The sequence below is a fragment of the Gordonia sp. PP30 genome (assembly GCF_023100845.1).
Classification (GTDB): Bacteria; Actinomycetota; Actinomycetes; order Mycobacteriales; family Mycobacteriaceae; genus Gordonia.
Genome location: NZ_CP095864.1, coordinates 4,238,184 through 4,261,803, shown reverse-complemented (window position 1 = coordinate 4,261,803; position 23,620 = coordinate 4,238,184). Strand labels below are relative to the sequence as shown.

The following is a 23,620-nucleotide window of genomic DNA, read 5'->3' as shown; positions in this document are numbered from 1 at the left end:
GTCGGTGGTAGCCATCGTCGGCGGTGGGTTCGCCAAACATAGGAACCACGCGTTTCCCGGATATTTCCCGGCAGTTGCCAACGCGGACGGTTCTGGTAACCCTCGGTTAAGGCCGCCGTGGATATCCGGACCGCGGACCGCCCGGTTACGGGCCGTTTTGGGGGTGGTCCCCCATTGGCGCGACATACCGGCATCTGGAACCGTGGTGACCATGACGCAATCTCCAGAGGTTTCCCGGGCAACCGTCGCCGCCAGTGCCGAGCACGTGAGGAAGATCTACGGATCGGGCGATACCGTCGTCAACGCACTCAACGACATCTCGATCGCCTTCGGCGCAGGCCAGTTCACCGCCATCATGGGGCCCTCCGGGTCCGGCAAATCGACCCTGATGCACTGCCTGGCGGGGCTCGACGACGCCAGCTCGGGCACCGTCCGGATCGGCGACGTCACGCTGGCGGGACTCTCCGACAACGAGATGACCCGGCTGCGCCGCGACCGGATCGGTTTCGTCTTCCAGGCGTTCAACCTGGTTCCGACGCTGACCGCGCACGAGAACATCACGCTGCCGCTCGACATCGCCGGGCGCGAGGTGGACCAGCAGTGGTTCGACACCGTCGTCGACCGGCTCGGCCTGCGGGACCGGCTGACACACCGCCCGAGCGAGCTGTCCGGCGGACAACAGCAGCGCGTCGCGTGCGCCCGCGCACTGGTCGGCCGGCCCGACATCATCTTCGGCGACGAACCGACCGGCAACCTGGATTCGCGCTCGTCCAGCGAGGTGCTCGACATCCTCCGCGCCGCCGTCGACGAGTTCGGGCAGACCGTGGTGATCGTGACCCACGACCCGCGCGCGGCGTCGTACGCCGACCGCGTGGTCTTCCTGGCCGACGGCCGGCTGGTGCACGAACTGCTCAAGCCGACCGCCGACGACGTCTTCGCGGTGATGCGCGGTCTGGGCGAGGAGCACTGACCATGGCCTCCTCCGTCATGCGGAAGGTTTCGCTGAGAAGCCTTGCCGCACACAAACTCCGACTGGTCCTCACGGTGTTCTCGGTGGTGCTGGGCACCACCTTCGTGGCCGCCGCGATGATCTTCACGGCGTCGGTCCAGGGCGCCTTCAACAACATCTTCGACAACGTCGCGCGCGGCGTCGCCGCCGAGGTGACCGCCACCGACGCGCAGTCGCCGGGAGTCCCGGTCACCGTCGTCGACGAGCTCAAGGCCAAGAAGGACCAACTCGGCATCGACCGGATCCAGGTGGCCTACGGCGGCTCGGTGACGCTCGCCAAGAAGGACGGCTCCGGTCTGCAGACCGGCGGTGCGCCCAGCGTCGGCTCGGCCTATGTGCCGCCGGACCAGGCGGTCGACTCGGCGGGGATGAAGCTGGTGGCCGGCCGCGCGCCGCAGGCCGAGGGCGAAGTGGTGATCAACAGCTCGGCCGCCGACAAGGCCGGGCTGAAGGTCGGCGACAAGACCGTCGTCGCCCTCGGCGCAGGCACCGCCCGGCCGCTCGAGGTCACCGTCGTGGGCCTGGTCGACATGCCCGCCGCGACCGGCGGCTACGTGAACGTGCAGTTCTGGGAGCCGCAGGCACAGGACCTGTTCTCCGACGGCGAGTACGTCGCGTCCGTCGACATGTCGGCGGTGAAGGGCGTGAGCGACACCACGCTGCGGGATCGGGTGAACGCCCTGGTCAACCCGAAGGACCCGGAGCATCCGAAGGCCGAGCCGGTCTTCAAGGTCCGCACCGGCGAGCAGGTCCGGCAGGACCAGAAGGATGCCGTCGGCACCTTCCTGAACGTCTTCCGCTATGTGCTGCTGGCCTTCGCCGCCATCGGTCTGATCGTGGGCACGTTCATCATCTACAACACCTTCTCGATGATCGTCGCCCAGCGGAACCGGGAACTCGCGCTGCTCCGTGCCATCGGCGCCAGCCGCAAGGACATCTGGCGGTCGGTGCTGCTGGAGGCCTTCGTGGTGGGCGTCATCGGCGGTGCGATCGGCCTCGGCGCCGGTATCGGTATCGCCGCGCTGCTGCAACTGCTCACGTCGTCGTCCGGCGTACCGTCGAACGGTCTGCAGATCGGAGTGTCCGCGATCCTGGCGGCCATCTTCGTCGGCATCGTGGTGACCATGGCGAGTGCCCTGTTCCCGGCGCTGCGTGCGTCGCGGATCCCGCCGGTCGAGGCCATGCGGATGAGTGCCGCCGAGCCCGGTGCGGGTTCGCTGCGGAAACGGACGACGGTCGGCGTGGGCTTCGCGGCGGTGGGCATCGTGGCGCTGATCCTCGGGATCGTGTTCCACGGGGTCGCGGCGCTGCTGCTGATCGGCGCGGCGGCGTTGCTGCTGATCATCGCCGTCGTGCTCGGTGCCCCGGCGCTGTCGCAGCCCGTGGTGGGCGGGATCGGCCGGGTGTTGCAGATCCCGTTCGGCACGGTCGGCAAACTCGCCCGCACCAACGCGATCCGCAATCCCCGGCGCAGCGCGGCGACGGCGTTCGCGCTCACCATCGGCCTGATCCTGGTCGTGATCATCGGCACCATCGGGGCGTCGTTCAAGTCGACGATCGACGCGAGCATCGACAAGAGCCTGTCCGCCGACTTCGTGGTCCGTAACGCGAGCGGTGAGGGCATGTCCGCGGCCGTCGGCGAGGCGGTCCGCAAGGACGTCACCGACGCGAAGACCATCGTCGCCTTCGACATGACCTTCGCCAAGCTGAACGACAAGCAGACCGTGCTCGCCACCGCGATCGGCGGGCCGCTGAGCGACGTGCTCAGGGTGGACACGGTCAAGGGGTCGGAAGACGTCGGCGGTCATGACCTCGCGATCAGCGAGTCGGCCGCGAAGAAGTACCACTGGAAGCTCGGCAGCCCCGTCACGTTCACGTCGACCACCGGCCAGGACGTCGGGGTGACGGTGACCGGGATCTACCAGGACAACCAGGCGCTGGGCGACTGGCGCATCGGTAACGACGCGTTCGACCAGCTCACCCCCGACCAATCCCAGCGCCGGACCGTGACGGTGCTGGTGCGCGGGAAGAGCGGTTCTTCGATGAGCGCTCTCCGGAAGCAGATCGAGGACTCGGTCAAGCCCTTCCTCACCCCGCAGGTGCAGGATCGGCAGGAGTTCAAGAACGCCTTCTCGTCGCTCATCGACAGCATGATGGCGACCCTGTACGCGCTGCTCGGCCTGGCCCTGGTGGTCGCGGTCCTGGGCATCATCAACACCCTGGCACTGTCGGTGGTGGAGCGCAGGCAGGAGATCGGCATGCTCCGGGCGATCGGTACGAGTCGCGCCCAGCTGCGCCGCACCATCTACCTGGAGTCGACGTACATCGCGGTGTTCGGTGCGCTCCTCGGCGTGGTGCTGGGTCTGGCCATCGGCCTGCCGCTGGTGCACGCGCTGAAACACTGGGGCATCGATTCGCTGAGCGTGCCGTGGTCGTTGATCGTGATCACCCTGGTCGGTTCGGCCGTCGTCGGTGTGATCGCCGCGCTCTGGCCGGCGATCTCCGCGGCGCGGACCAAACCGCTGGAGGCGATCACCGAGTGACGGCCCGGTAAGTTGGGGAAATGACCGATCCCAGCGAGCAGCGCCCGCCGACGCGGCGGATGGATCCGATCGATCCGTCCGCCGCGTTCGGCGCGTATGAGGCGCCGAACTACCGCGAACCCGAGCCGTACGCCGGCACCGCCGCCGGGCCGGCCGCGCCGCCACCGCGGAAGCCGGGCTCCGGCCGCACCATCATGCTGTCGCTGATCGCTCTGCTCGCCCTGGTGATCCTGGTGATTGCCGGGATACTGGTCTTCCGCAGCACCCGGTCGTCCGGCGACGGCTCGGCGGCCGCGTCGGCCAGCTCCTCCGCGGACACCACGGTCTCGGAGGAATCGACGACGACGTCGACCAGCACCTCCACCTCCACCAGCGCGCCGACCCGCTCGACCGCCGCACCGGGCGCGGTGACCTACCAGTTCACCGGCAACGGGAACCTGATCGGCATCCGGTACACCACCTCGTCCGGTGAGCAGCTGGTGGCGGCGGCCGGTGCGCCCTGGTCGGTGCGCACCACCGTCTCCGGCGGCAGCGCCGAACTGAGCGCGATCGTGGTCGGCGGCAAGGTGACCTGCGTGATCATGCACGGCGAGGACGAACTGTACTCGGCCACCAGCACCGGCGGCCCCATCTCGTGCAGCGCATCGGTGCCGACCGACTGATTCGGCGGGTCAGCGTTTGCGCAGCACCAGGACCAGGTTGGTGGCGGCGACCTCGCGGAGCACGGGCACCTTCGCCACCGGCCACGCCCAGTGCGGCAGATAGCGCGGGAACGCGGCCTCCAGGCGGGCGTCGTGCACGGTGCGGGCCCAGGTCAGGCCGGCCCGCGCGGTGATCGGGAACAGCGAGACGCCGTAGAGGTTCTTCGGGATCCGGCGGTGGCGGCGGGCGTACATGCGGGCCGCCCGCTGGCCGCCGAGGTAGTGCGTCAGGCCCATCTCGTGGCCGCCGAAGGGACCCCACCACAGCGTGTAGCTGAGGACGACGGTGCCGCCGGGGCGGGTGACGCGGACCAGTTCGTCGGCCATCGCCCACGGGGTCGGGGTGTGCTCGGCGACGTTCGACGAATAGGCGACGTCCACCGAAGCGGTGCGCAGCGGCAGGTGCTCGCCCTGTGCGCGCACGCAGGTGCGATGGTCGATCCCGGCGGCATGCATCTCGCCCGCGTCCGGCTCCACGGAGAGATAGTCGGCGCCGCGCCGGGTGAAGGCGTCGGCGAAGAAGCCGGGCCCGCCGCCGACGTCGAGCACCGACTGCCGCGCCAGCGGCACCGGATGCAGGGCGGCCACCATGTCGGCGGTGTCCTCGGCGAGCGCCGAGTAGAAGCGGTCCGGCGCGGTCTGCTCGTAGCCGAACTCGTGCAGCAGGCGTCGGGCACGCGACCACGTGGCGTGGCGGGCGAAGGCGTCGGCGGGCACGACTGCCACTCTCGCATATCCTCGATCCGGTGAGCGTTCCGACCGTCGAGGTGCTGCTGCTGTGCTGGCGCGACACCGACCACCCGCAGGGCGGCGGCAGTGAACGCTACCTGGAACGCGTCGGTGCCGAACTGGCCCGGCGCGGCCTGCGGGTGACCCTGCTGACCGCGCGCTACCCGGGTTCGGCCCGCCGCGAATACCGGGACGGTGTGCAGGTGATCCGGGCGGGCGGCCGCCTCACGGTGTACCCGCGGACCTTCGCGACGCTGGTGGCGGCGCGCGTCGGCCGTGGCCGGCTGCGCGGACGGCGCCCCGACGTGGTGGTCGACACGCAGAACGGGGTGCCCTTCTTCGCCGCTCTCACCGGCCTCGCGCCGACCGTGCTGCTGGTGCATCACTGCCATCGGGAGCAATGGCCGGTCGCCGGGCCGGTGCTGGCGCGGATCGGCTGGTGGATCGAGTCGTGGCTGTCGCCGCGGGTGCACCGGAACACCCGCTATGTGACGGTCTCCGGACCGTCGGCCGCCGAGCTGGTGACGCTCGGGGTCGCCGCGGAGAACATCGCGGTCGTCCGCAACGGCCTCGACCCCCTGCCCGGCGGAGTCGGCGCGACCTCATGCTGGTCGAGCGGAGTCGAGACCACCCGACCGGACGAGCACGCCTTCTCGAATCCGGAGCCGCGCCTCGTCGTCCTGTCCCGGCTCGTCCCGCACAAGCAGGTGGAGCACGCCCTCGCCGCGGTCGCCGGTCTGCGGGACCGGGGGATCGTCGTGCACCTCGACGTCGTCGGCGGCGGATGGTGGGCACAGGCGCTGACCGAGGAGGCCGCACGCCTGGGCATCGACGGACAGGTCACCTTCCACGGCCACGTCGACGAACGCCGCAAGCACCAGCTGCTCGCCGCCGCCGACCTGCACCTGATGCCCTCGCGCAAGGAGGGCTGGGGCCTGGCGGTGATCGAGGCGGCGCAGCACGGGGTGCCGACCATCGGCTACCGGGCGTCGTCCGGGCTGACCGATTCGATCGTCGACGGGAGCACCGGCCTGCTGGTCGACGACGCCGTCGGGCTCACCGAGGCCGCCGCCGCGCTGCTGGCCGACCGGGACCGGCTCACCGCGCTGGGTGAGGCCGCCCGCGAGCGATCCCGCCGGTACTCGTGGGAACTGACCGCCGACGGTTTCGCCGCGGTGTTCGCCGAGCTACTGGCCTTAGGCCGCGATGTTCCGTCGCCGCCGCCACACGCCCGCCACGACACCGACGACGAGGCAGCCGAGCCAGACGGCGTGCGCGGCCAGTGAGGCCGCGACGGCCGCCGGTGCCGGGCTCGGCCACCGCGTGGCACCGTCGATCCGGTAGACGGTCAACCGGTCGCCGCGCAGCGGTCGTTCCCGCGCGGGTAGCGGGGCGGCGTCGTGTGGGCCGGGCCGGGTGTCGTGTTCGATGACCACCCAGCCCACGCCGAGCCGGGCCAGTCGCCGCGGATCGAGTTCGCCGCCGACGGCGTCGAGCACCTGCCGGGTCCGGGCGGGCGGGGCGTCGACGGTGGTGCCGTCGACCACGAGGCCGTTTCCGATGACGACCGGGGCGTCGAGCATCCGCGGCAGCGGGGAGAGCGACGGGGCGTTGTTCCAGGGATAGTCGCGCATCGGTGACGCCGGGAGCACCACCACCGCGCGGTCGCTGCGGCCGATGAGCGCGGTGACCTTCGCGTAGTCGGCCGGGTAGTGGATCGGCCGGAGTGCGCCGCCGACACCCCATGCCAGGTCGGGGAGCGGTCCGACGACCAGCAGCGCGATCGCGGCGACCGCGAATCCGGTCGGGACCCAGCGCCGCAGCGCGGTGGCCGCGGCGGCCGCGGCGAGAGTGACGAACGGGACGGCGAGCGCGAGATACTTCTGGGTGTCGCGGAGCAGGCCGGCGCCGGGCACGTGCGCCAGCAGCGCGTCGACCACGTGCAGTCCCGGTCCGGTCGCCGCGAGGGTCACCAGCACGACCGCCGAGAGCGCCAGGGCGGCAAGGGCTTTCGCGGTGGACGGAACCTCGGCGCGCTGCCGCCACAGCCAGAATGCGCCGCCCGCGACCACCACCAGCAGGCACGCGGTCGCCGCGGCGGCCCATCCGGAGGTCCGGCTGCCCGGTACCGCGCCGGCGTTCCAGATTCCGCCCAGACCGAGCGCCGAGCCGAAGGTGCCGAGGCCGGGTTCGGCCCGCGCCGCGAACTCCCGGGCGCCGCCGACCCCGGTGGCCGAGCCCGGGCCGAGCGCACTGGTGACCAGCCACGGAAGCGCTGTCACCAGCCAGAGCGCCGCGGTTCCGGCGACCGCGCGCGGTCCCCGTCCGGCGGTCGCCACCGCGAGCACACCCACGATCAGTGCGAGCACCGATCCCGTCGGGGTCAGACCGGCGACGGCGAACAGACCGGCGAGCACCGCCCACCGTCGCCATCCCCGGCGGCCGTCGTCCCCGGCGGCGCAGACGATCCAGCCGAGCGCGGCGTATCCGGTGAGCAGACTCCAGTGGCCTTGCAGAAGACGTTCCGCCACAAAGGGATTCCAGATCCCGGCGACCGCCGCGGCCACGGCGCCGGCCGTTCCGGCGCCGGGCACCAGACGGACCGCGAGGCGCCCGTAGCCGATGCCGGCCGCCAGCAGGCTGAGGGCGATGATCGCCGCGACCAGGAAGCCGCCGTCGAACACGGTGGTCGCGAGTGCGAGCGCCCCGTCCTGGGGGACGGCGCGCGGCGGCGCGTCGCCGATCCCGAACGCCGCGGCCGTCGGCGTCACGCGGGGGACGGCGACCGCATCCCGGTGCAGCAGGTAGCCGCCGAAGAGCGGCCAGCAGATGACGGCGGTCGCCGCGGCGCTGACGGCCCAGAGCGCGGCGCGGGTGGAGCGCGGCGCCGACGGCGGGCGGTGATCTCGACCGACCCGCTTCTCCGTCGAGTCCTCGATCATCATGGCGAGTTCCGCGCGGTCATCGTGGACGGTTCCGCATGATCATCGAGAACCCGCAGCACCGTCGAAGGCTCAGTAGTGGAAGGTGTCGCTCGGCGGCGGGCGGTGATCGGGCTCGTCGAAGTCGCTCGGCACGATCTCGTAGGCGCGGGCCAGGTCCAGGATCTTGGTGGCGCGGGCGATACGCGGCAGGTCGGAGCCGTTGCGGATCTCGCCGCCCGCGGCCTCGAACTCGGCGAAGAACTCACGCGCCCAGCTGATCTCCTCCTGCGACGGGGAGAGGCCCTCGTTGACCGCGGCGCACTGGTCGGGGGTCAGGCAGATCTTGCCGGTCATGCCGAATTCGGCGCTGACCGCGGTGGCCTCGCTCAGTTTCAGTCCGGTGGACCCGACCGTCGGGCCGTCGATCGCCGACGGCAGATTCGCGGCCTTGGCGGCGATCGTGAAGCGCGACCGCGCGTAGGCCAGCGTCATCGGGTGCTCGCCGAAACCGGTGTCGCGCCGGAAGTCGCCGATGCCGAAGGCCAGCCGGAACGTGCCCTTGGCCGCGGCGATCTCGGTGATGCGTTCCAGGCCGCGGGCCGTCTCGACCAGGGCCACGATCGGCACGTTCGGGAGGCGTCGTGCCGTTTCGGTGACGTGATCCACCGACTCGACCATCGCGAGCATCACGCCGCCGATCGAGGTCTTGGCCAGGGCCTCGAGATCCGCCGCCCACCAGGGGGTGCCGAAACCGTTGATCCGCACCCAATCCGAGTGGCCGTCGTTCATCCAGCGGACCACGTTGGCCCGGGCGGAGTCCTTGTCCTTCGGCGCGACGGCGTCCTCGATGTCGAAGACCACGATGTCCGCCCGCGAGCGGGCCGCCGCCTCGAAGCGCTCGGCCTGCGCCCCGTTCACCAGGAGCCAACTGCGCGCCAGCACCGGATCGATGCGCGATCCGACGACGTCGGCGTGGTCGGTCTCGGTGAAGGGTTCGGTGTCGTACATCGAGTCGGCTGCCTGCTGTCTTTCGGTGCGAATGCTTGATCTAGCAGTCTATACGGGGCGGCGCCGGCCGATGGGTGCGCGGTGCGCGCGAGGGTTCAGGGCAGACTTGACGGCATGGCAGACGTCGTCGATCGGGGGGAACCCTTCGACGAAGCTCAGGAACCGCCCTTCGACGGGGCTCAGGAACCGCCCTTCGACGGGGCTCAGGAACAGCGCGCGGCGACGGTACGGTCGCTGGGGGTCGTGACGGCGGGGTCGCTGCTGGCGAATCTGCTGGCCTATCTGGTGCAGTTGCCGGCGAGCCGGGTCCTCGGGCCGTCGGCCTACGGCGAGTTCGCGGTGCTGCTGTCCGCGATGCTCGTGCTGTCGGTGCCCGCGCTCGCGCTGCAGAGCGTGGTGGCGCGGGAGGTGGTGCGCGGCCGGCCGGCCGCCGTCTTGTGGCGGCTGATCGCCCTGGTGACCGCGGTCGTCGCCGTCGCCTCGGTGGGCGGCGGTTTCGCCATGATGGGGATCGCCCACACCGGTGCCGCCCCGGCTTTCGCGGCGATGGCCGGGGCCGCGCCGCTCGCGGTGATCGCCGGCGGGCAGGGGCTGGTGCAGGGCGCCGGACGATTCGGGGTGCTCGGGGCCCTGCTGGCCACGGTCGGCGTGCTGCGCAGCGTGCCGGTGATCGTCGCGGTCCGCGCGGGTGGGGGAGCGGCCGTCGCACTGGCCGCCGGTACCGCCGGAACGGTGGTCGCGGCGGTCCTGGTGGGGATCCTCGCGGGCGGACCACGGGGGGCCCGGCGCGGCGCCGCCGAAGGTGAGCGTGACACCGTCGTATCCGTTGGTCGGCGACCAACGGATACGACGGTTTCACGGCGGCCCGGACTGGGTGGCGCGGTCCTCTCGGCGTCGGGTGTCCAGTTCGTCATCATCGTCGCGGTCTCGATCGACCTGCTGCTGTCCCGCAGCGTCCTCAGCGCGCACGAGGCCGGCCTCTACGCGCTCGGTGCGGTCGCCACCAAGGCGGCGTTCTGGTTGCCGCAGGCGGTGGGGGTCGTGGTCTATCCGCGCCTGGCCGATCCGGTCCGGTCCGCGTGGGCGCTGCGATCGGCGGCCCGGGTTCTCGCCGCGATCGGGGCGGTCCTCACCGCCGGTGCGGCGGTCGCCGGACCGCTGGTGCCGGTGATCGTGTCCGCCGACTATCGGCCGGTGGCCGGACTGCTCTGGCTGTTCGCCTACACCGGGGCCGCACTCGCCGTGCTGCAATTGCTGCTGCTGGCCGCCATCGCCGCCGACCGGGCTCGCGGCGGGGTCCCCGCGTCGCTGGTGATCGTCGCCGAGGTCGTGGTGATCGTGACCGTGGCGCACTCGGTGTTCTCGCTGGCGCTGATCGCCGCGGTGAGCGCCACCGCGGCCGTCGCGGTCACCGGTCTGTGGATCGCTCTGTCTCGTCCGGATCGCTGATCGGGCCGGACTCCGGCTCGAAACCTCCGGCGCCGGCCTCGCGCGACCGCCGCCGCAGCAGCCACCAGCCGGTCCCGAGTAGAACCACCCCCGCGACGCCGCCGGTGATCGGCACCGCGCGCGTCACGACGGTCACCGGCCGGCCGCGACGCGTGGCCTCCCGGGCGGCGTCGCGCACGGTCTGCGGGTCGGAGGCCAGTGTGGTCTCGATGTTGGTCAGCCCGTAGCCCGCCAGCTCCGGGCTCCGCGCGGTCACGTCGGCGGCGAAGCGGTAGGTCTCATGGATCTGTGCCCGTTCGGACAGGATCACGCCGGTGGCCCGATCGACGTACAGGTCCCGGGTGGCCCGGTGGTGCAGCGTCGCGACCAGTTCCTCGGTCGGCGAGACCCCGGGGAACGTGCCGAACCAGGCCGCCGGCTTCCGGATCACCGCGCGCGGTTCCTGAGCGGAGCCGAAGGGTGGATCCTGCTGCGCCACCGCGAGATCGGTGTCCGGGACGTCGATCACGAAATGCGTCGCCTGCCGGCCGTCGACGGTCTCGGTGCCGACCGCGCGCATCGGGAGTGTGCGCCGGGTGGACGGATCGAAGTACTGCGCACCGCCGGTGCGGAAGCCGAAGGGCAGCACGTAGGTGTAGCCGCGGCGGTCGGGCACCGGGACCGCGGGGCGCTGGTCGGAGTACTGGATCTCCGAGGATCCGGTCGGGGCGGCGGTGGCGCGATCGAGGGTCACCCGGTCGACCGTCGCGTTGATGGTGGCCTCGGCGCACGCCTGCTTCGGCGTCACCTCGCGACCGTCGATCAGGTAGTGCTCCACGCCCAGTGCGGTCCCGGCCTGCAAGGTGACCACGCGGGCGTTCGCCGGCCGGACCGCCAGGATCCGGCGGTGCTGCTGGACGGCGCCCGCCACCACGCGGGCACGCGGAGCGTCGAGCGAACAGCGGTCCAGCAGTTGCGTGCCGTCGGAGCCGTCGGCGACCCACGTCTGATCGATGTCGAGCGGGACCTTGCGGAGCGTGTCCCCGAGGAGCGGTCCGACGGCGACGGCGACGGCGATCAGCAGCGCGCCGAAGAAGATCGCGGTGGGGCCGAGCAGGTCGCGCGTGGACAGGCGCGGTCGCTGGTCGGGCATGAGCCGAGCCTACTGGGCGCTACCCTGGCCCCAGCATGACGACCACGAACACGACCGATCCGGGGGCCCCGGACTACCGGCGCTACTTTCCGCAGCTGGAAGGGATGCGCGCGCTCGCCGCGCTCGGGGTGATGACCACGCACGTGGCGTTCCAGACCCGGGCGATCCAGTGGCCGGTGCTGGGGCCGATCCTGGGCCGGCTCGACCTCGCGGTGGCCCTGTTCTTCGCGCTGTCCGGATTCCTGCTGTGGCGCCGGTACGCCGCGGCCGCACGACATCCGGAGATCGCCGAGCCGCGGGTCGCGGCGTATCTGCGGCATCGCTTCGTGCGGATCTGGCCCGCCTACGCGGTCGCCGTGGTCGCCGTCTTCACGCTGCTCCCGCAGGCGCGGGGCGCGTCGGCGACGGTGTGGCTGGCGAACCTGACGCTCACCCAGGTCTTCGTGCCGCTGACCCTGGCACCCGGACTCACCCAGATGTGGAGCCTGTCCGTCGAAGTGGCCTTCTACCTGCTGCTTCCGGTGATCGGCTATGCGCTGATCGCCGTGCGCGGCGATCGCGCCCGGTGGCGTATCCCGATTCTCGCCGGGCTCGGCCTGCTCAGCCTCGGCTGGGCCTGGGTGGTGGGTGCGCTGTCGCTGCCCGCCGGCGTCGAGGGCAAGAACTGGGTCTTCGGGCACCTGCCCTGGTTCCTGGCCGGCCTGATCCTCGCCGAACTGACGGCCACCGTCGAGCTGTCGCGCCCGTCACCGCTGGTCCGGCGGGTCACGACGCTCTCGGCGAACCGCCCGTTGATGCTGGTCGTGGCGGTGGTGGCGTACGGCCTCGCCTGCACTCCGCTCGGCGGCCCGGTCGGCCTCGGCGACCTCTCGAATCGGCAGTACGTCGGCAAGATCGTCTTCGGCGCGGTGGCCGCCTACGCGGTGCTGGCGCCGCTGGTCTGCTCGGCCGGCCCGTTCCGGCTGCTCGACTCCGGACCGATGACGGCGATGGGCCGCTGGTCGTACGGCATCTTCATCTGGCACCTGGCGGCGCTGACCTGTGTCTTCGGGCTGTTCGGCATCACCGCCTTCGACGGCCACTTCGCCACCGTGTGGATCCTGACCGCGGTGCTGACCGTCGGGGTATCCGCCGCCAGCTACGCCTTCATCGAGGACCCGTGCCGCCGGTGGCTGGTGAACTGGGAGCGCCGCCGCTCGCCGTCGCCGCCCCGCCCGGTCCCGATCCCCGACTGAGCGATCCCGGCCGCCGCGCCACCGCCCGGATTCCATCCCACCACCTCGAATCCGTTCCGCCACTCGCAATGAAGCGTGTGCGGGAACGGAAAGCGTATGGGGAACCGAAGGCGTGGGGGGGGACGGAATGCGGATCAGGGGTACGCGAAGCAGAGGCCGCCGGAGCCGTAGCCCTGGGTCACCCGGACCTTGGTGAGCGTGGAACGCTGACCGTTCTGCACGGCGTAGATCGTCCGGAGGCCCTGGCGCTTGGGCCACCAGGTGACCGCGGCGTTGCCGCCCTGGGCCATCGCGCGGCCGATGAAGAGCGGCTTGTAGCCCGGGCCCTTCCAGTCGTAGAAGCTGACCATGCCGGACGCGTTGACCGGGACGGTCATGCTGTACGAGCAGCCGACACCGTGGTTGATCGAGAAGAAACCGATCCCCGGATCCACCTTCCCCTGCGGTGCGGCGTGCGCCGGGGCGGCGGCCAGCGTCAGGGCGGCAGCGGCGGTACATCCGGCCAGGACGGCGGCCTTGACTCGCGACATCGGTGTTCCCCTCGGCTCAGACAGCATGTCGCTACGCATTCTGCCCTGTCGGGGCCGTCAACGACAGCGAATCTACTCACGCGGCGGCACGACGGTCCCGGCCACCAGCACGGTCAGGGCGAGCAGTGCGGCCGCCTGCGGGAGGGCGTCGTACCCGGTGTACGGCGTCCCCGAGTTCCAGGGGCCCGCCGCCAGAGCGACGGTGGCGACGGACATGGCGGCGAAGACGGTCGTGACGCGGGCGGCGCGGTGGTTCCTGAGCGGAGTCGAAGGGCCCAGCCGGGCCGTGGCCAGGCCACCGAGCGCGGCGATCCCGAGCCCCCACCAGCCGGTGAGCAGCCAGGCGGCGGCGAGTCCGGCGAGGGCTGCGCAGGCTCTGGGTGCTGCGCGGTCGAAGGACACGTGGTCGAAGAATCGACGTGGTCTCGTCCCTGCGGGTCGAGGCGCTGGCCGAGGCCGGGTCGGGGCCGATCCTCTCGAGATTCGACGCCGGGGCCAGAACGCCGCGACGAACAGCACGACCAGCAAGATCAACCCGACCAGCAACGACCACCGATACGGTGTGTCGGCGTCGTAGGTGAGGACGACGGTGCCGGCGGCGCCCGCCGGGATCACCCAGCCCTGCTGCCAGCCGTCGACCACGACCGGGGTGAGGGTCTGGCCGCCGAGCCGCGCGGTCCAGCCCGGGTTGGTGCTCTCCGGCACCGACAGCAGGCGCGCGGCGGTGCCGGGCGTGACGGTGAGGGTGCGGTGGGTGGCGCGCCATTCGCCGACCGGCGGGGCGGTGGCCGGCACGATCGCGGCGGGGGTGCCCGCGGCGAGGTCGACGGACTCGACGGAGAACGCGCGGCCCGGGTTGACGGCGATCTCCTGGCGGCCCGCGCCGAGGTCGATCGGCGGGCCGGGGCACGGCTCGGCGACGACCGGCCGGCCGGCGGCCAGATCGCCCGCGGCGGTGTGGACCTGCAGCCGGATCAGGCGGCCGGCCGCGGTGAGTCCGAGCCCGAGCGGCCCGGACGGGTCGGTGTCGCAGCCGATCACGACCGGCCGCGCCGGATCGAAGGCGCGGGCGGGCGGCGCGCCGATCACCTGGACCTCACTGATCCCGGCCGGTGCCGGGGTGGTGAACCCGAGGTCGTTGGTGTCCAGCAGATCCGCGGTCTTGACGACGGTGATCGCCACCGTGTCGGTCCGGGCGGGCGTCAGCCGCACCGTGCCCTGGTCGTCGACCTTCGCCTTCTGCGGGCCGGTGCCGAGGTCGACGCTCACCTCGGTGGGTCGCGCCGGATAGCCGTCCGCGGTCCGCAGCCGCAGCCCGGACACCTCCGCGGGAGCGGGCAGATGCACGGTCAGCGTGGGCTTCTTACTCTTGCGATCGGTCGGTTCGGGCGCGATCCAGGTGGTGTCCGGATCGCCGTCGACGGCCGCCGCGGCGCTGCCGCGCACATCGGTCACCGACGACGGCCCCTCGGCGCGGAGCGCACCTGGCTCGTCGAGCAGCCCGCCCAGCTCGGCCCCCGGGACCGGCCGCAACACCACGGTCGGGGTGACGGCGACCGGCCGTGGCACCCAGAGCGACCGCGTGAACAGGCCGGGGGTCTCCGAATCCAGACCGAGGGCGGCCGCGCAGCGGACGCGCCCGGCGGCGCCGTCGTGGAACTCGGTGACGCACGCCGAACGCCCGGTGAGTTCGGGGCCCAGGACCCAGCCCCGGACGTTCCCGGTCGTCTCGGGGAGCAGCACCTGCTGCCGGATCGCGATCGGCGCGTCGGTGTACGCGTTGGACAGGGCGACGCCGGCGAGGGCGAACTGGTTACCCGCGGTGCCGTCGGCGGTCTCGATCGCCCGGATCTGCACGTGGCGGGTCGGCCCGGACGGCGCGAGGATCCGGACCGGTTCGCCCGGCTTCACCCCCTGTGCCACGGCGCTACCGGCATCGGTGGTGACCAGGAGGGAGGTCACGTCAGGGCCGATCGCCCTGGCCGTCGTCACCGTCACCGCCAGGTTCGACACCGGCTCGGTGAAGTCGATCTGCAACCATCGTCCGACGGCGGAGTCGAGGCCGCGGCTGACCCAGGCGGTGCGCGGGTCGGCGTCGAACGCGGCGGCGGTCGACGTGGCCGGGGCCGTCTGTCCGGGCTGGGTGGCGTCGGCGGCCGAACCGCTGGAGGTGACCCGCACGCGGCTGGGCTGCCCGTCGAGCAGCCATTGCGCGACCACCGGCGGCTGCCCGGCCACCGGATAGTCGGCGGCGGCGTTCTTGGTGAGCCGTGCGTCGCCGGGGGACCGGATGGCCGACGAGTGGTCGTCGACCCGGCCGAAATCGGTCTCCCGGAGCACCGGGGTGTCGGTGATGATCGGACCGGGGCCGTCGCCCAGACCGGCGGCGCGGGCGTCGGCGGTCAGCAGGCTCGGCCCGAGGGGCGGTAGTCCGCGGCGGGCGCGGGCGTCGTTCACGGCGAGCAGCGCTTCGGCGCCGCCGGTGACGCGCGGCACGTCGTCCAGGGGCGTCAGGCGGGGCCCGGTGCCGGTCGCGCCGTCGACCCGGTAGATGGTGACCGCGGGCAGCGCGGGCCGCAGCCCGTTGTCGACGACGAAACCGTCCGCGGCCGGCGGCGCGGTGGGCGGCCCGAAGGTCTTGACCGGCGTGATGCCCGGCGACTCCGCGAGCGCCTGCGCCACCAGCAACGGGCGGGCCGACCGCGACGACGACGGGTCCAGATCGGCTCGCAGCACCAGGTACCCGACCCCCTGCTCGGCCAGGGTCGGCGCGAGTCCGGCCGAGCCGCGGCCGTTCGCCAGCGAGCGCTGCACCGAATCGAGTGCGCGAATGGCCCCGGGCGGGGTCAGCGGGATCGCATCGCGCACCGCCCACGGGGTCCTCGCCAGCGGTTGCAGCGGCTCGTCGTGCGTGGAACCCCACAGCTGATCGGCGAACGGCGCACCGGGCACCAGCAGCGCACGCGGCGGCGCCGGGTCGCCGTGCGACTGATCGGCGAGCCAGTCGGCGGTCTCCCGCCAGTACGACGGGATCGCCCGGTAGCTCCCGGCCCCGGCGATGCCGCCGGTCCAGGCGAGGGTGCCCGTGCCGATCGCCGCGACCACGACCACCAGCGCGGCGGCGAGGCCGCGCTGTGCCGCGGCCGAGCCGTTCACGGCGCGCCACGAGGCGGCGCCGACCGGAATCCGGACGCGGGCCAGCAGGTGCGCGATACCGAGGGCCAGGGGGATCCGCAGCAGTGGATCGAACTTGTGCAGATTGCGCAGCGGTGCGCCCGCGCCGTCCAGGAAGTCCCGGTACGCCGCCGCGAGCGGTGAGCCGAGGGCGCCCGGATAGCCCAGACACATCAGGACCAGCCCGGCCACCAGGATCGCGACCAGCCGCCGCCGGAACGGCATCCGCGACATGGCGAGCCCGGCCAGCCCGGCCGCCGCCAGCAGCCCGGTCGCCAGCACCGCCGCGGGCTGCGAGACCAGGACCGCCCCGGCCGCGCGCTCGTCGGACACGAACGGCGTCCACGAACTGGTGCCGCGCAGCACCTCGGTGAGCGAGGTCCACTCGGTGGTGACCCGGGACGACTCGATGAAGTCGAGGAACGGCGGCGAGAGCCGGGACATCAGCAGCAGCGGCACCAGCCACCACAGGCAGGCCAGCGCCAGGCCGAGCCCCCACCACGCGCCGAACCGCAGCCGACGGCCCAGGTCGGAGTCGCGCTGGAGCAGCCCGAACAGCCACCATGCCGCGGCGACCCCGGCCGCCGCGGCCGTCGCCACCGCGTTCACCGCGCCCATCAGTGCCACCGCGCACGCCGAACGCAGCGCGTTCTGCCAGAGCGGACGCGTGTCGGCGGCGTCGAGTGCCCGCACCATCGGCACCAGCACCCAGGGCGCCAGCATGAAGGGCAGGGTCTCCGACGAGATGCTGCCCAGCGTCGTCAGCACCCGCGGCGAGGTCGCGAAGATCGCCGCCGCCAGCAGCCGCGACGGGTACGACCCGACGCGCAACGCCTCGGCCAGTCGTACCAGCCCGGCGAAACCCACGGTCAGTAGCAGCGCCCACCACAGCCGCTGGGTCACCCAGCCGGGCAGCCCGGCCAGGTCGCCGAGCGCGAAGAAGAGGCCGTGCGGGAAGAAATAGCCGTAGGCCTGATTCTGGATCTGGCCCATCGGGGCGTCCGGCGACCACAGGTGCAGCGCCCGCGAGAGGAAGCCGAACGGATCGGCCGTCAAATCGAGTTTGGTGTCCGGCGCGATCCGCCCCGGAGCCTGCGCAAAGGAGACTACGAGCGCCACCAGAGCGGCGAGAGCGAGGTCGCGGCGGGTGAGCAACCGGTCGCGCGGCGGTCCGTCGGCCACGTCGGTACCGGCGGGCGCGGGCTCAGTTGTTGTCGTCGGACGCCCCACCGCGGGTGCCGTACTGGACGGAACCCTGCAGGAAACCGTCGTTGGCGTTGAAGCTGTTCACATCCGTGGAGGGCTTGTTCTCCGCCGCTAGGGAGCCCCCCAGAAAGACGGCGCCGACGCCGACGATGACCCCGGCCACCGCGGCCACGGCCCCATAGATCAATCGGTCACGCATGGGCACCAAGCTACCATTCGCCCATGAGGAAAACCCCCAGCTACTCCTCCCGCCGGGCCGCCGGGCGCCGGCGCGCGGTGGTTCCCGCGCTGGCACTTGCGACCTGCGTCACGGTCGTCGCCGCCTGCACGACGCACGGCGAGCCGGTGGCCGCCGAACCGTCCGGGACGACCGCGACCTCGTCGACGACGACCTCGGCGGCGGCTGGCTCCGGGGTGGTGCCGCCGCCCTGCGGGGCGCCGGAACTGGCGAAGATGTCGCTGCGGCAGAAGCTGGCGCAGCGCCTGGTGGTCGGCGTGACCGGATCCGCGGACGCGCGCCAGGTGATCAAGACGGAGAAGATCGGCGGCATCTTCATCGGCAGCTGGACCGACATGTCCATCCTGAGCAGCGGGGACGCCGCGACGATCGCGAAGTCGTCGAGCATTCCGGTGATGGTGACCGTCGATCAGGAGGGTGGCCGGGTGTCCCGGCTGAAGTCGCTCGGCATCGATCTGCCATCGGCGCGGTCGGTCGCGGCGAGCGGTGCGTCGGCGCGGCAGGTCCGTGCGCAGGCCAAGGCGGCCGGCGAGAAGATGGCGAAGCTCGGCATCACCGTCGACTTCGCGCCGGTCGTCGACGTGTCGGACGAGAGCGACGACGAGGTGATCGGCGATCGGTCGTACTCGAACGACCCGGCCGTCGTCACCGAGTACGCCGGCGCGTTCGCCCGCGGGCTGCAAGACGCCGGGATCATGCCGGTCTACAAGCACTTCCCCGGCCACGGACACGGCTCGGGCGACTCGCACACCGGCGTCGTGAAGACCCCGCCGCTGTCTGAACTGGTCGAATCCGACCTGGTGCCGTACCGGACGCTGCTGCGGGATCCGGGCGACGCCGGAGTGATGGTGGGGCACCTCATCGTGCCCGGACTCACCGGGCCGGAGACTCCCGCCAGTATCAGCCCGAAGGCGATCGGCATGCTCCGCACCGGCAAGGGATACGACGGTCCGGCGTTCGACGGCGTGGTGTTCTCCGACGACCTGTCCGGGATGAAGGCCATCAGCGACAAGTATCCGATCGACCGGGCCGTGCTCAAGGCGTTCCAGGCCGGATCGGACATCGGGCTGTGGCTGAGTACCGACAAGGTCTCGGCCGTCCTCGATACGCTCGAGGCCGCGGTGAAATCCGGTAACCTGAACGCCGCGCGCGTCGATGATTCCGTCGTGCGGATTCTGCGGGCCAAGGGCGTCGTCCACTGCTGATCACCGAGCGATCGTTCGGGTGCGTGACCGCGGCACCTTACCAAATGGTAAGTTGAGGATCATGCCCGGAACCAAGCGGCTGCCGAGGGCGGTGCGCGAACAGCAGATGCTCGACGCCGCCATCGCGGAGTTCGCCGAGTCGGGATTCACCGAGACCTCGATGGACTCCATCGCGGCGCGTGCGCAGATCTCCAAGCCGATGCTGTACCTGTATTACGGGTCCAAGGACGAGCTGTTCACCGCGTGCATCACGCGGGAGTCGGGCCGGTTCATCGAGGTGATGAGCGCGGGCTTCGACCCCGCGATGCGGCAGCGCGATCAGGCCCGCGTCCTGGTCCGCGAGTTCCTCAAGTACGTGCACCAGAACGCACAGTCGTGGCGGGTGCTGTACCGGGTGGCCAGCGGCACCGCCGGCTTCTCGGTGGTGGTGCAGGAGGCGCGGGCGCAGATCACCGAGATGATCACCGAACTGATCCGCCGCGGCACCACCGTCGAGGGTGCGTCGGACATCGACTTCGAGCTGACCGCCGTCGCGCTGGTCGGCGCGGCCGAGGCCGTCGCCGATCGCGTCTCCGAGGGCGATGTCTCCATCGACACCGCGACCGACCTGCTGCTGGGCATCACCTGGCGCGGTCTCCGCGGCGCCGGCACCGGCGAGGTCTGACCCGCAGCATCCGACAAGCGCGTGCCGCGGGGAGAGCCCCGCGACACGCGCTTGTCGGATCGCCGCCCGCGGACTAGCCGCGCGGCGTCAGGGTGCCCGTCAGGTGCGGGTACCCCTTCTTGCGGTTGAGGATCGAGACCTCGAAGCCGTCGTCGGTGCGCTTCGTGTAGAGGTTCACCTTGGCCGGCAGCAGGATCGGCTTGCCGAACCGCACCGAGTAGACGACGGCGTCCGGAAGCTGCGCCTCCAGGTTGGCGATCGCCGCGGCGGAACTCCACATGCCGTGCGCGATGGCCCGGCTGAACCCGAACAGCTTGGCCGAGAGATCGGCCATGTGGATCGGGTTCCGGTCGCCCGAGGCGGCCGCGTACCGGCGGATCAGGCCCAGATCCACGCTCAGCACCCGGTCGGGCGACGGCGGGGTGGTGTCCTTCGGCGCGGGGCCGCGCTCGGCGTCGGACAGGCTGGTGCGCTGCTGCTTCAGGAACGTACCGGTCTGCACGGCCACCAGCTCGCGGCCGACGTAGAACTCGCTGATGACGTCGATCAGCATGCCCTTGCGGTGCTCGCGGAGGTTCTCCGCGTGCGTCGCGATGGTCAGCGGCTCGTCGACGCCGATCTGCCGCAGCCGCTCGATCCGGTTCTCCGCGTGGACCGCGCCGACCGCCGCGAACGGGAAGTCGTCGGCGACCATGACCTCCATGGCCAGCGGGAACTGCAACACGAACAGGTAGGTCAGCGGCAGCTGTGCGCCGTACTGCAGACCCGTGGTGCGGCAGTACTCGCGCAGCCGGTCACGGTCGACGCGGATGTTCTCCACCCGGTAGACGGTGTCGGGCACCGTCGCGTCCGGGGCGACCCGCGAGGGCTTGCCGAAGACCGGCAGCAGGGCGCCGACGGCCTTCGGATACTGCGTCGCCGCCGACGGGACCTGCGACAGGGTGACGGTCTTGCTCATCAGGCACCCAGCAGGCTCTGGCCGCAGACGCGCACGACGTTACCGGTGACCGCATTGCTGGCCGGGCTGGCGAAGTAGGCGACGGTCTCGGCGACGTCGACCGTCTGGCCGCCCTGCTGCAGAGCGTTCATCCGGCGGCCGACCTCGCGGGTGGCCAGCGGGATCGCGGCGGTCATCGCCGTCTCGATGAAGCCCGGGGCCACGGCGTTGATCGTGATGCCCTCCTTGGCGAGGATGGGCGCGTAGGCGTCGACCAGGCCGATGACGCCGGCCTTGGAGGCGCCGTAATTGGTCTGGCCGCGGTTGCCCGCGATACCGGCGATCGACGACACGTCGACCACGGCGCCGCCGCTGCGCAGCGCCTTGCGGGCCACCAGCTCGTTGACCAGGGTCTGCGGGGCGATCAGGTTGACGGCCATCACCGAGTTCCAGCGGCCGGCGTCCATGTTGGCGAGCAGCTTGTCGCGGGTGATGCCTGCGTTGTTGACGATGATGTCCAGACCGCCGTGGCGGGCCAGGACGTGCTCGGCGATCTTCTCGCCGGCGTCGGCTGCGGTGACGTCGAGGGGCAGGGCGGTGCCGCCGACCTTGTTGGCGGTCTCGCTCAGGGCCTCACCGGCGGCCGGGATGTCGGCGGCGATCACGTGAGCGCCGTCGCGGGCCAGGACCTCGGCGATGGTGGCGCCGATACCGCGGGCGGCACCGGTGACCAGCGCGACCTTGCCGGCCAGCGGCTTGTCCCAGTTCTCCACGCCGGCGCCGTTCTGGGCGTCGACGCGGATCACCTGGGCGTCGACGTAGGCCGACTTGCCCGACAGCAGGAAGCGCAGCGTCGACTCCAGGCCGCTCAGGCCGGTCTCGGCCTTCGGGTGGACGTAGACCAGCTGGGCGGTGGCGCCGTCGCGCAGTTCCTTGGCGATCGAGCGGGTGAAGCCCTCCAGCGCGCGCTGGGCCACCTGCTCGTCGGGCGAGGCGGCCAGCTCCGGCGTGGTGCCGAGGACGACGACGCGCGCCGAGTTGCCCAGCGAACGCATGATCGGGGTGAAGAACTCGAAGAGCTGCTCCAGCTCGGCGGCGCAGCTGATGCCGGTCGCGTCGAACACGGCGGCACCGAGCTTGTCGGCGCTGCGGCCGTCGGTGTTGTTGACGACGAGGTCGTACTCGCCGGCCGCGCTCAGCAGCTCGCGCACCGGCTCGACCAGACGGCCGAAGCCGCCCAGCAGGACCGGGCCGCCCAGCGGAGGCTGCGACGGCGAGTAGCGGCGCAGCTTCGGCGGCTGCGGCAGGCCCACCTTGCTGGCGAGGAAGGCGCCCGGGCCCGAGTTGACGAAGGATGAATACAGATCATTGCTGCCGGCCACGACAGTCTCCTTTACAGGTGAGGTCAGGTTGCGCTCGTCGTCGAACACCGTGGTAACCACGACGTTGTGATGATCTTCGCAGGTACCGGGGTCGACAACGAACTTACTCCTTAGTAAGAATAGTCACAGACGGTGGCCGAGTCGATACGCTCGACCTGGCCGAAGGCAAACCGCCGCCGAGAACATCGCCAGAACCAGGAGCATTCCCGTGGCCTCGTATACCCCCCGCAAGCCGGAGACCAAGCAGACCCGTCCGGTCGCCATCCTCGGCGGCAATCGCATTCCGTTCGCCCGTCAGGACCGCGCCTACGCCAAGGCCAGCAACCAGGACATGTTCACCGCCGCGCTACAGGGCCTGGTCAGCCGCTTCCACCTGCAGGGCGAGCAGCTCGGCATGGTGGTCGGCGGTGCGGTGCTCAAGCACTCGCGCGACTTCAACCTGGTCCGCGAGTGCGTGCTCGGCACCTCACTCTCCCCGTACACCCCGGCGTTCGACGTCCAGCAGGCCTGCGGCACCGGCCTGCAGGCCATCAACTCGGTGGCCGACGGCATCGCGCGCGGCCGCTACGAGGTCGGCATCGGCGGCGGCACCGACACCACGTCCGACGCCCCGATCGGCGTCTCCGAGGACATGCGCCGCCAGATGCTCGAGGTGAACCGCGCCCGCACCACCCCGGACCGCATCAAGGCCGCCCTGGCGCTCGTCACCAAGCTCGGCATCGAGATCCCGCAGAACGGAGAGCCGCGCACCGGCCTGTCGATGGGCGAGCACGCCGCCATCACCGCCAAGGAGTTCGGCGTCTCCCGCGCCGACCAGGACGCCCTCGCCGCCGCCAGCCACCAGAACATGGCGAAGGCCTACGACGACGGCTTCTTCGACGATCTCATCACGCCCTTCCTGGGCCTGACCCGCGACGAGAACCTGCGCGGCGACAGCTCGGTGGAGAAGCTGGCCAAGCTCAAGCCGGTCTTCGGCGTCTCGCTGGGCGATGCCACCATGACCGCAGGCAACTCGACGCCGCTGACCGACGGCGCGTCGGCCGTGCTGCTCTCGTCCGACGAGTGGGCCGCCGAGAAGAGTCTCCCGGTGCAGGCCTACCTGGTCGACACCGAGACCGCCGCCGTCGACTACGTCAACGGCCCCGACGGCCTGCTGATGGCGCCGACCTACGCGGTCCCGCGTCTGCTCGAGCGCAACGGCCTCACCCTGCAGGACTTCGACTTCTACGAGATCCACGAGGCCTTCGCGTCCGTCGTGCTCTCCACCCTGGCGGCCTGGGAGTCGGCGGAGTACTGCAGCGAGCGCCTCGGCCTCGACAAGCCGCTCGGCGGGATCGACCGCAGCAAGCTGAACGTCAAGGGCTCCTCGCTCGCCGCGGGCCACCCGTTCGCCGCCACCGGCGGCCGGATCATCGCGCACACCGCGAAGCTGATCAAGGAGAACGGCGGCGGTCGTGCGCTGATCTCGATCTGCGCCGCCGGCGGCCAGGGCGTCACCGCCATCGTCGAGGGATAATCGGCGAAACGAGAGTCCCTCCGCCGGGCGGCGGAGGG

The 23,620-nt window shown here is 71.7% G+C and carries 18 protein-coding genes; 9 read left to right on the top strand and 9 right to left on the bottom strand.

What is annotated here, in order from left to right; all coding sequences use genetic code 11:
• Positions 1 to 211 precede the first annotated feature (211 nt).
• From MYK68_RS19700 to MYK68_RS19690, 3 genes are read left to right on the top strand one after another with little or no spacing between them, the layout of a single operon-like run.
• Entirely contained in the window at positions 212 to 970 is a 759-nt protein-coding gene (locus MYK68_RS19700; protein WP_247865417.1) for an ABC transporter ATP-binding protein, read from the top strand.
• A 2-nt stretch (positions 971 to 972) separates the two neighbouring features.
• Complete coding sequence (locus MYK68_RS19695) at positions 973 to 3,552, top strand: ABC transporter permease (protein ID WP_247865416.1); 2,580 nt, start codon at positions 973 to 975, stop codon at positions 3,550 to 3,552.
• Between the two features lie 20 nt (positions 3,553 to 3,572).
• Positions 3,573 to 4,214, top strand: a complete 642-nt coding sequence (locus tag MYK68_RS19690) for a hypothetical protein (protein ID WP_247865415.1) — start codon at positions 3,573 to 3,575, stop codon at positions 4,212 to 4,214.
• A gap of 9 nt (positions 4,215 to 4,223) precedes the next feature.
• Here the strand turns inward: MYK68_RS19690 and MYK68_RS19685 are convergent, their stop codons facing one another.
• Positions 4,224 to 4,970: a class I SAM-dependent methyltransferase gene (locus MYK68_RS19685; protein WP_247868119.1), complete on the bottom strand. Its 747-nt coding sequence runs from the start codon at positions 4,968 to 4,970 to the stop codon at positions 4,224 to 4,226.
• 29 nt (positions 4,971 to 4,999) lie between these two features.
• Between MYK68_RS19685 and MYK68_RS19680 the strand changes: the two genes are divergently transcribed.
• A complete protein-coding gene (locus MYK68_RS19680) occupies positions 5,000 to 6,268 on the top strand; it encodes a glycosyltransferase family 4 protein (RefSeq protein WP_247865414.1) in 1,269 nt (422 codons plus the stop codon).
• On the opposite strand, the gene MYK68_RS19675 is transcribed toward MYK68_RS19680, so the two are convergent.
• Both MYK68_RS19675 and MYK68_RS19670 read right to left on the bottom strand, forming a co-directional pair.
• Positions 6,179 to 7,927 carry an MmpA family trehalose lipid delivery protein gene (locus tag MYK68_RS19675; protein WP_247865413.1) on the bottom strand — a complete coding sequence of 583 codons (1,749 nt, stop codon included), beginning with the start codon at positions 7,925 to 7,927 and terminating at the stop codon, positions 6,179 to 6,181. The two genes, MYK68_RS19680 and MYK68_RS19675, sit on opposite strands and share 90 nt — an antisense overlap.
• A 69-nt stretch (positions 7,928 to 7,996) precedes the next feature.
• Complete coding sequence (locus MYK68_RS19670; protein ID WP_247865412.1) at positions 7,997 to 8,914, bottom strand: HpcH/HpaI aldolase/citrate lyase family protein; 918 nt, start codon at positions 8,912 to 8,914, stop codon at positions 7,997 to 7,999.
• A gap of 114 nt (positions 8,915 to 9,028) precedes the next feature.
• On the opposite strand from MYK68_RS19670, the gene MYK68_RS19665 reads away from it, so the two are divergent.
• Positions 9,029 to 10,363: a polysaccharide biosynthesis protein gene (locus MYK68_RS19665; protein ID WP_247865411.1), complete on the top strand. Its 1,335-nt coding sequence runs from the start codon at positions 9,029 to 9,031 to the stop codon at positions 10,361 to 10,363.
• On the opposite strand, the gene pgfA is transcribed toward MYK68_RS19665, so the two are convergent.
• Positions 10,323 to 11,495, bottom strand: coding sequence for a cell envelope lipid trafficking protein PgfA (pgfA, locus tag MYK68_RS19660; protein WP_247865410.1), 1,173 nt, complete (start codon positions 11,493 to 11,495; stop codon positions 10,323 to 10,325). The two genes, MYK68_RS19665 and pgfA, sit on opposite strands and share 41 nt — an antisense overlap.
• A 35-nt stretch (positions 11,496 to 11,530) precedes the next feature.
• Here pgfA and MYK68_RS19655 point away from each other — a divergent pair, with 35 nt between their 5' ends.
• On the top strand, positions 11,531 to 12,730 hold the full coding sequence (locus MYK68_RS19655; RefSeq protein ID WP_247865409.1) for an acyltransferase family protein: 1,200 nt from the start codon (positions 11,531 to 11,533) through the stop codon (positions 12,728 to 12,730).
• A gap of 134 nt (positions 12,731 to 12,864) precedes the next feature.
• On the opposite strand, the gene MYK68_RS19650 is transcribed toward MYK68_RS19655, so the two are convergent.
• The 3 genes from MYK68_RS19650 to MYK68_RS19640 form a co-directional block, all read right to left on the bottom strand.
• Positions 12,865 to 13,260, bottom strand: a complete 396-nt coding sequence (locus MYK68_RS19650) for a hypothetical protein (RefSeq protein ID WP_247865408.1) — start codon at positions 13,258 to 13,260, stop codon at positions 12,865 to 12,867.
• 72 nt (positions 13,261 to 13,332) lie between these two features.
• On the bottom strand, positions 13,333 to 17,616 hold the full coding sequence (locus MYK68_RS19645; RefSeq protein ID WP_247865407.1) for an alpha-(1->3)-arabinofuranosyltransferase: 4,284 nt from the start codon (positions 17,614 to 17,616) through the stop codon (positions 13,333 to 13,335).
• A gap of 22 nt (positions 17,617 to 17,638) precedes the next feature.
• Complete coding sequence (locus MYK68_RS19640) at positions 17,639 to 17,839, bottom strand: DUF2613 family protein (RefSeq protein WP_247865406.1); 201 nt, start codon at positions 17,837 to 17,839, stop codon at positions 17,639 to 17,641.
• Between the two features lie 23 nt (positions 17,840 to 17,862).
• Here MYK68_RS19640 and MYK68_RS19635 point away from each other — a divergent pair, with 23 nt between their 5' ends.
• Both MYK68_RS19635 and MYK68_RS19630 read left to right on the top strand, forming a co-directional pair.
• On the top strand, positions 17,863 to 19,083 hold the full coding sequence (locus tag MYK68_RS19635; RefSeq protein WP_247865405.1) for a glycoside hydrolase family 3 N-terminal domain-containing protein: 1,221 nt from the start codon (positions 17,863 to 17,865) through the stop codon (positions 19,081 to 19,083).
• A 58-nt stretch (positions 19,084 to 19,141) separates the two neighbouring features.
• The gene (locus MYK68_RS19630) at positions 19,142 to 19,747 is read left to right on the top strand and encodes a TetR/AcrR family transcriptional regulator (protein ID WP_247868118.1); all 606 of its coding nucleotides are present in this window, start codon (positions 19,142 to 19,144) and stop codon (positions 19,745 to 19,747) included.
• A gap of 73 nt (positions 19,748 to 19,820) precedes the next feature.
• On the opposite strand, the gene MYK68_RS19625 is transcribed toward MYK68_RS19630, so the two are convergent.
• Both MYK68_RS19625 and MYK68_RS19620 read right to left on the bottom strand, forming a co-directional pair.
• A complete protein-coding gene (locus tag MYK68_RS19625; protein ID WP_247865404.1) occupies positions 19,821 to 20,705 on the bottom strand; it encodes a MaoC/PaaZ C-terminal domain-containing protein in 885 nt (294 codons plus the stop codon).
• Entirely contained in the window at positions 20,705 to 22,066 is a 1,362-nt protein-coding gene (locus MYK68_RS19620; RefSeq protein WP_247865403.1) for a 3-oxoacyl-ACP reductase, read from the bottom strand. Before MYK68_RS19620 ends, MYK68_RS19625 begins: the two co-directional genes overlap by 1 nt.
• A 208-nt stretch (positions 22,067 to 22,274) precedes the next feature.
• Between MYK68_RS19620 and MYK68_RS19615 the strand changes: the two genes are divergently transcribed.
• Entirely contained in the window at positions 22,275 to 23,582 is a 1,308-nt protein-coding gene (locus tag MYK68_RS19615; RefSeq protein ID WP_247865402.1) for an acetyl-CoA C-acetyltransferase, read from the top strand.
• Positions 23,583 to 23,620: the final 38 nt, after the last annotated feature.

What these genes read in the sequence shown, in the direction of transcription:
- MYK68_RS19700 (WP_247865417.1), top strand. Translation starts at nt 212, where the DNA reads ATGACGCAATCTCCAGAGGTTTCCCGGGCAACCGTCGCCGCCAGTGCC.
- MYK68_RS19695 (WP_247865416.1), top strand. Translation starts at nt 973, where the DNA reads ATGGCCTCCTCCGTCATGCGGAAGGTTTCGCTGAGAAGCCTTGCCGCA.
- MYK68_RS19625 (WP_247865404.1), bottom strand. Translation starts at nt 20,705, where the DNA reads ATGAGCAAGACCGTCACCCTGTCGCAGGTCCCGTCGGCGGCGACGCAG.
- MYK68_RS19670 (WP_247865412.1), bottom strand. Translation starts at nt 8,914, where the DNA reads ATGTACGACACCGAACCCTTCACCGAGACCGACCACGCCGACGTCGTC.
- MYK68_RS19690 (WP_247865415.1), top strand. Translation starts at nt 3,573, where the DNA reads ATGACCGATCCCAGCGAGCAGCGCCCGCCGACGCGGCGGATGGATCCG.
- MYK68_RS19640 (WP_247865406.1), bottom strand. Translation starts at nt 17,839, where the DNA reads ATGCGTGACCGATTGATCTATGGGGCCGTGGCCGCGGTGGCCGGGGTC.
- MYK68_RS19675 (WP_247865413.1), bottom strand. Translation starts at nt 7,927, where the DNA reads ATGATGATCGAGGACTCGACGGAGAAGCGGGTCGGTCGAGATCACCGC.
- MYK68_RS19655 (WP_247865409.1), top strand. Translation starts at nt 11,531, where the DNA reads ATGACGACCACGAACACGACCGATCCGGGGGCCCCGGACTACCGGCGC.
- pgfA (WP_247865410.1), bottom strand. Translation starts at nt 11,495, where the DNA reads ATGCCCGACCAGCGACCGCGCCTGTCCACGCGCGACCTGCTCGGCCCC.
- MYK68_RS19665 (WP_247865411.1), top strand. Translation starts at nt 9,029, where the DNA reads ATGGCAGACGTCGTCGATCGGGGGGAACCCTTCGACGAAGCTCAGGAA.
- MYK68_RS19635 (WP_247865405.1), top strand. Translation starts at nt 17,863, where the DNA reads ATGAGGAAAACCCCCAGCTACTCCTCCCGCCGGGCCGCCGGGCGCCGG.
- MYK68_RS19650 (WP_247865408.1), bottom strand. Translation starts at nt 13,260, where the DNA reads ATGTCGCGAGTCAAGGCCGCCGTCCTGGCCGGATGTACCGCCGCTGCC.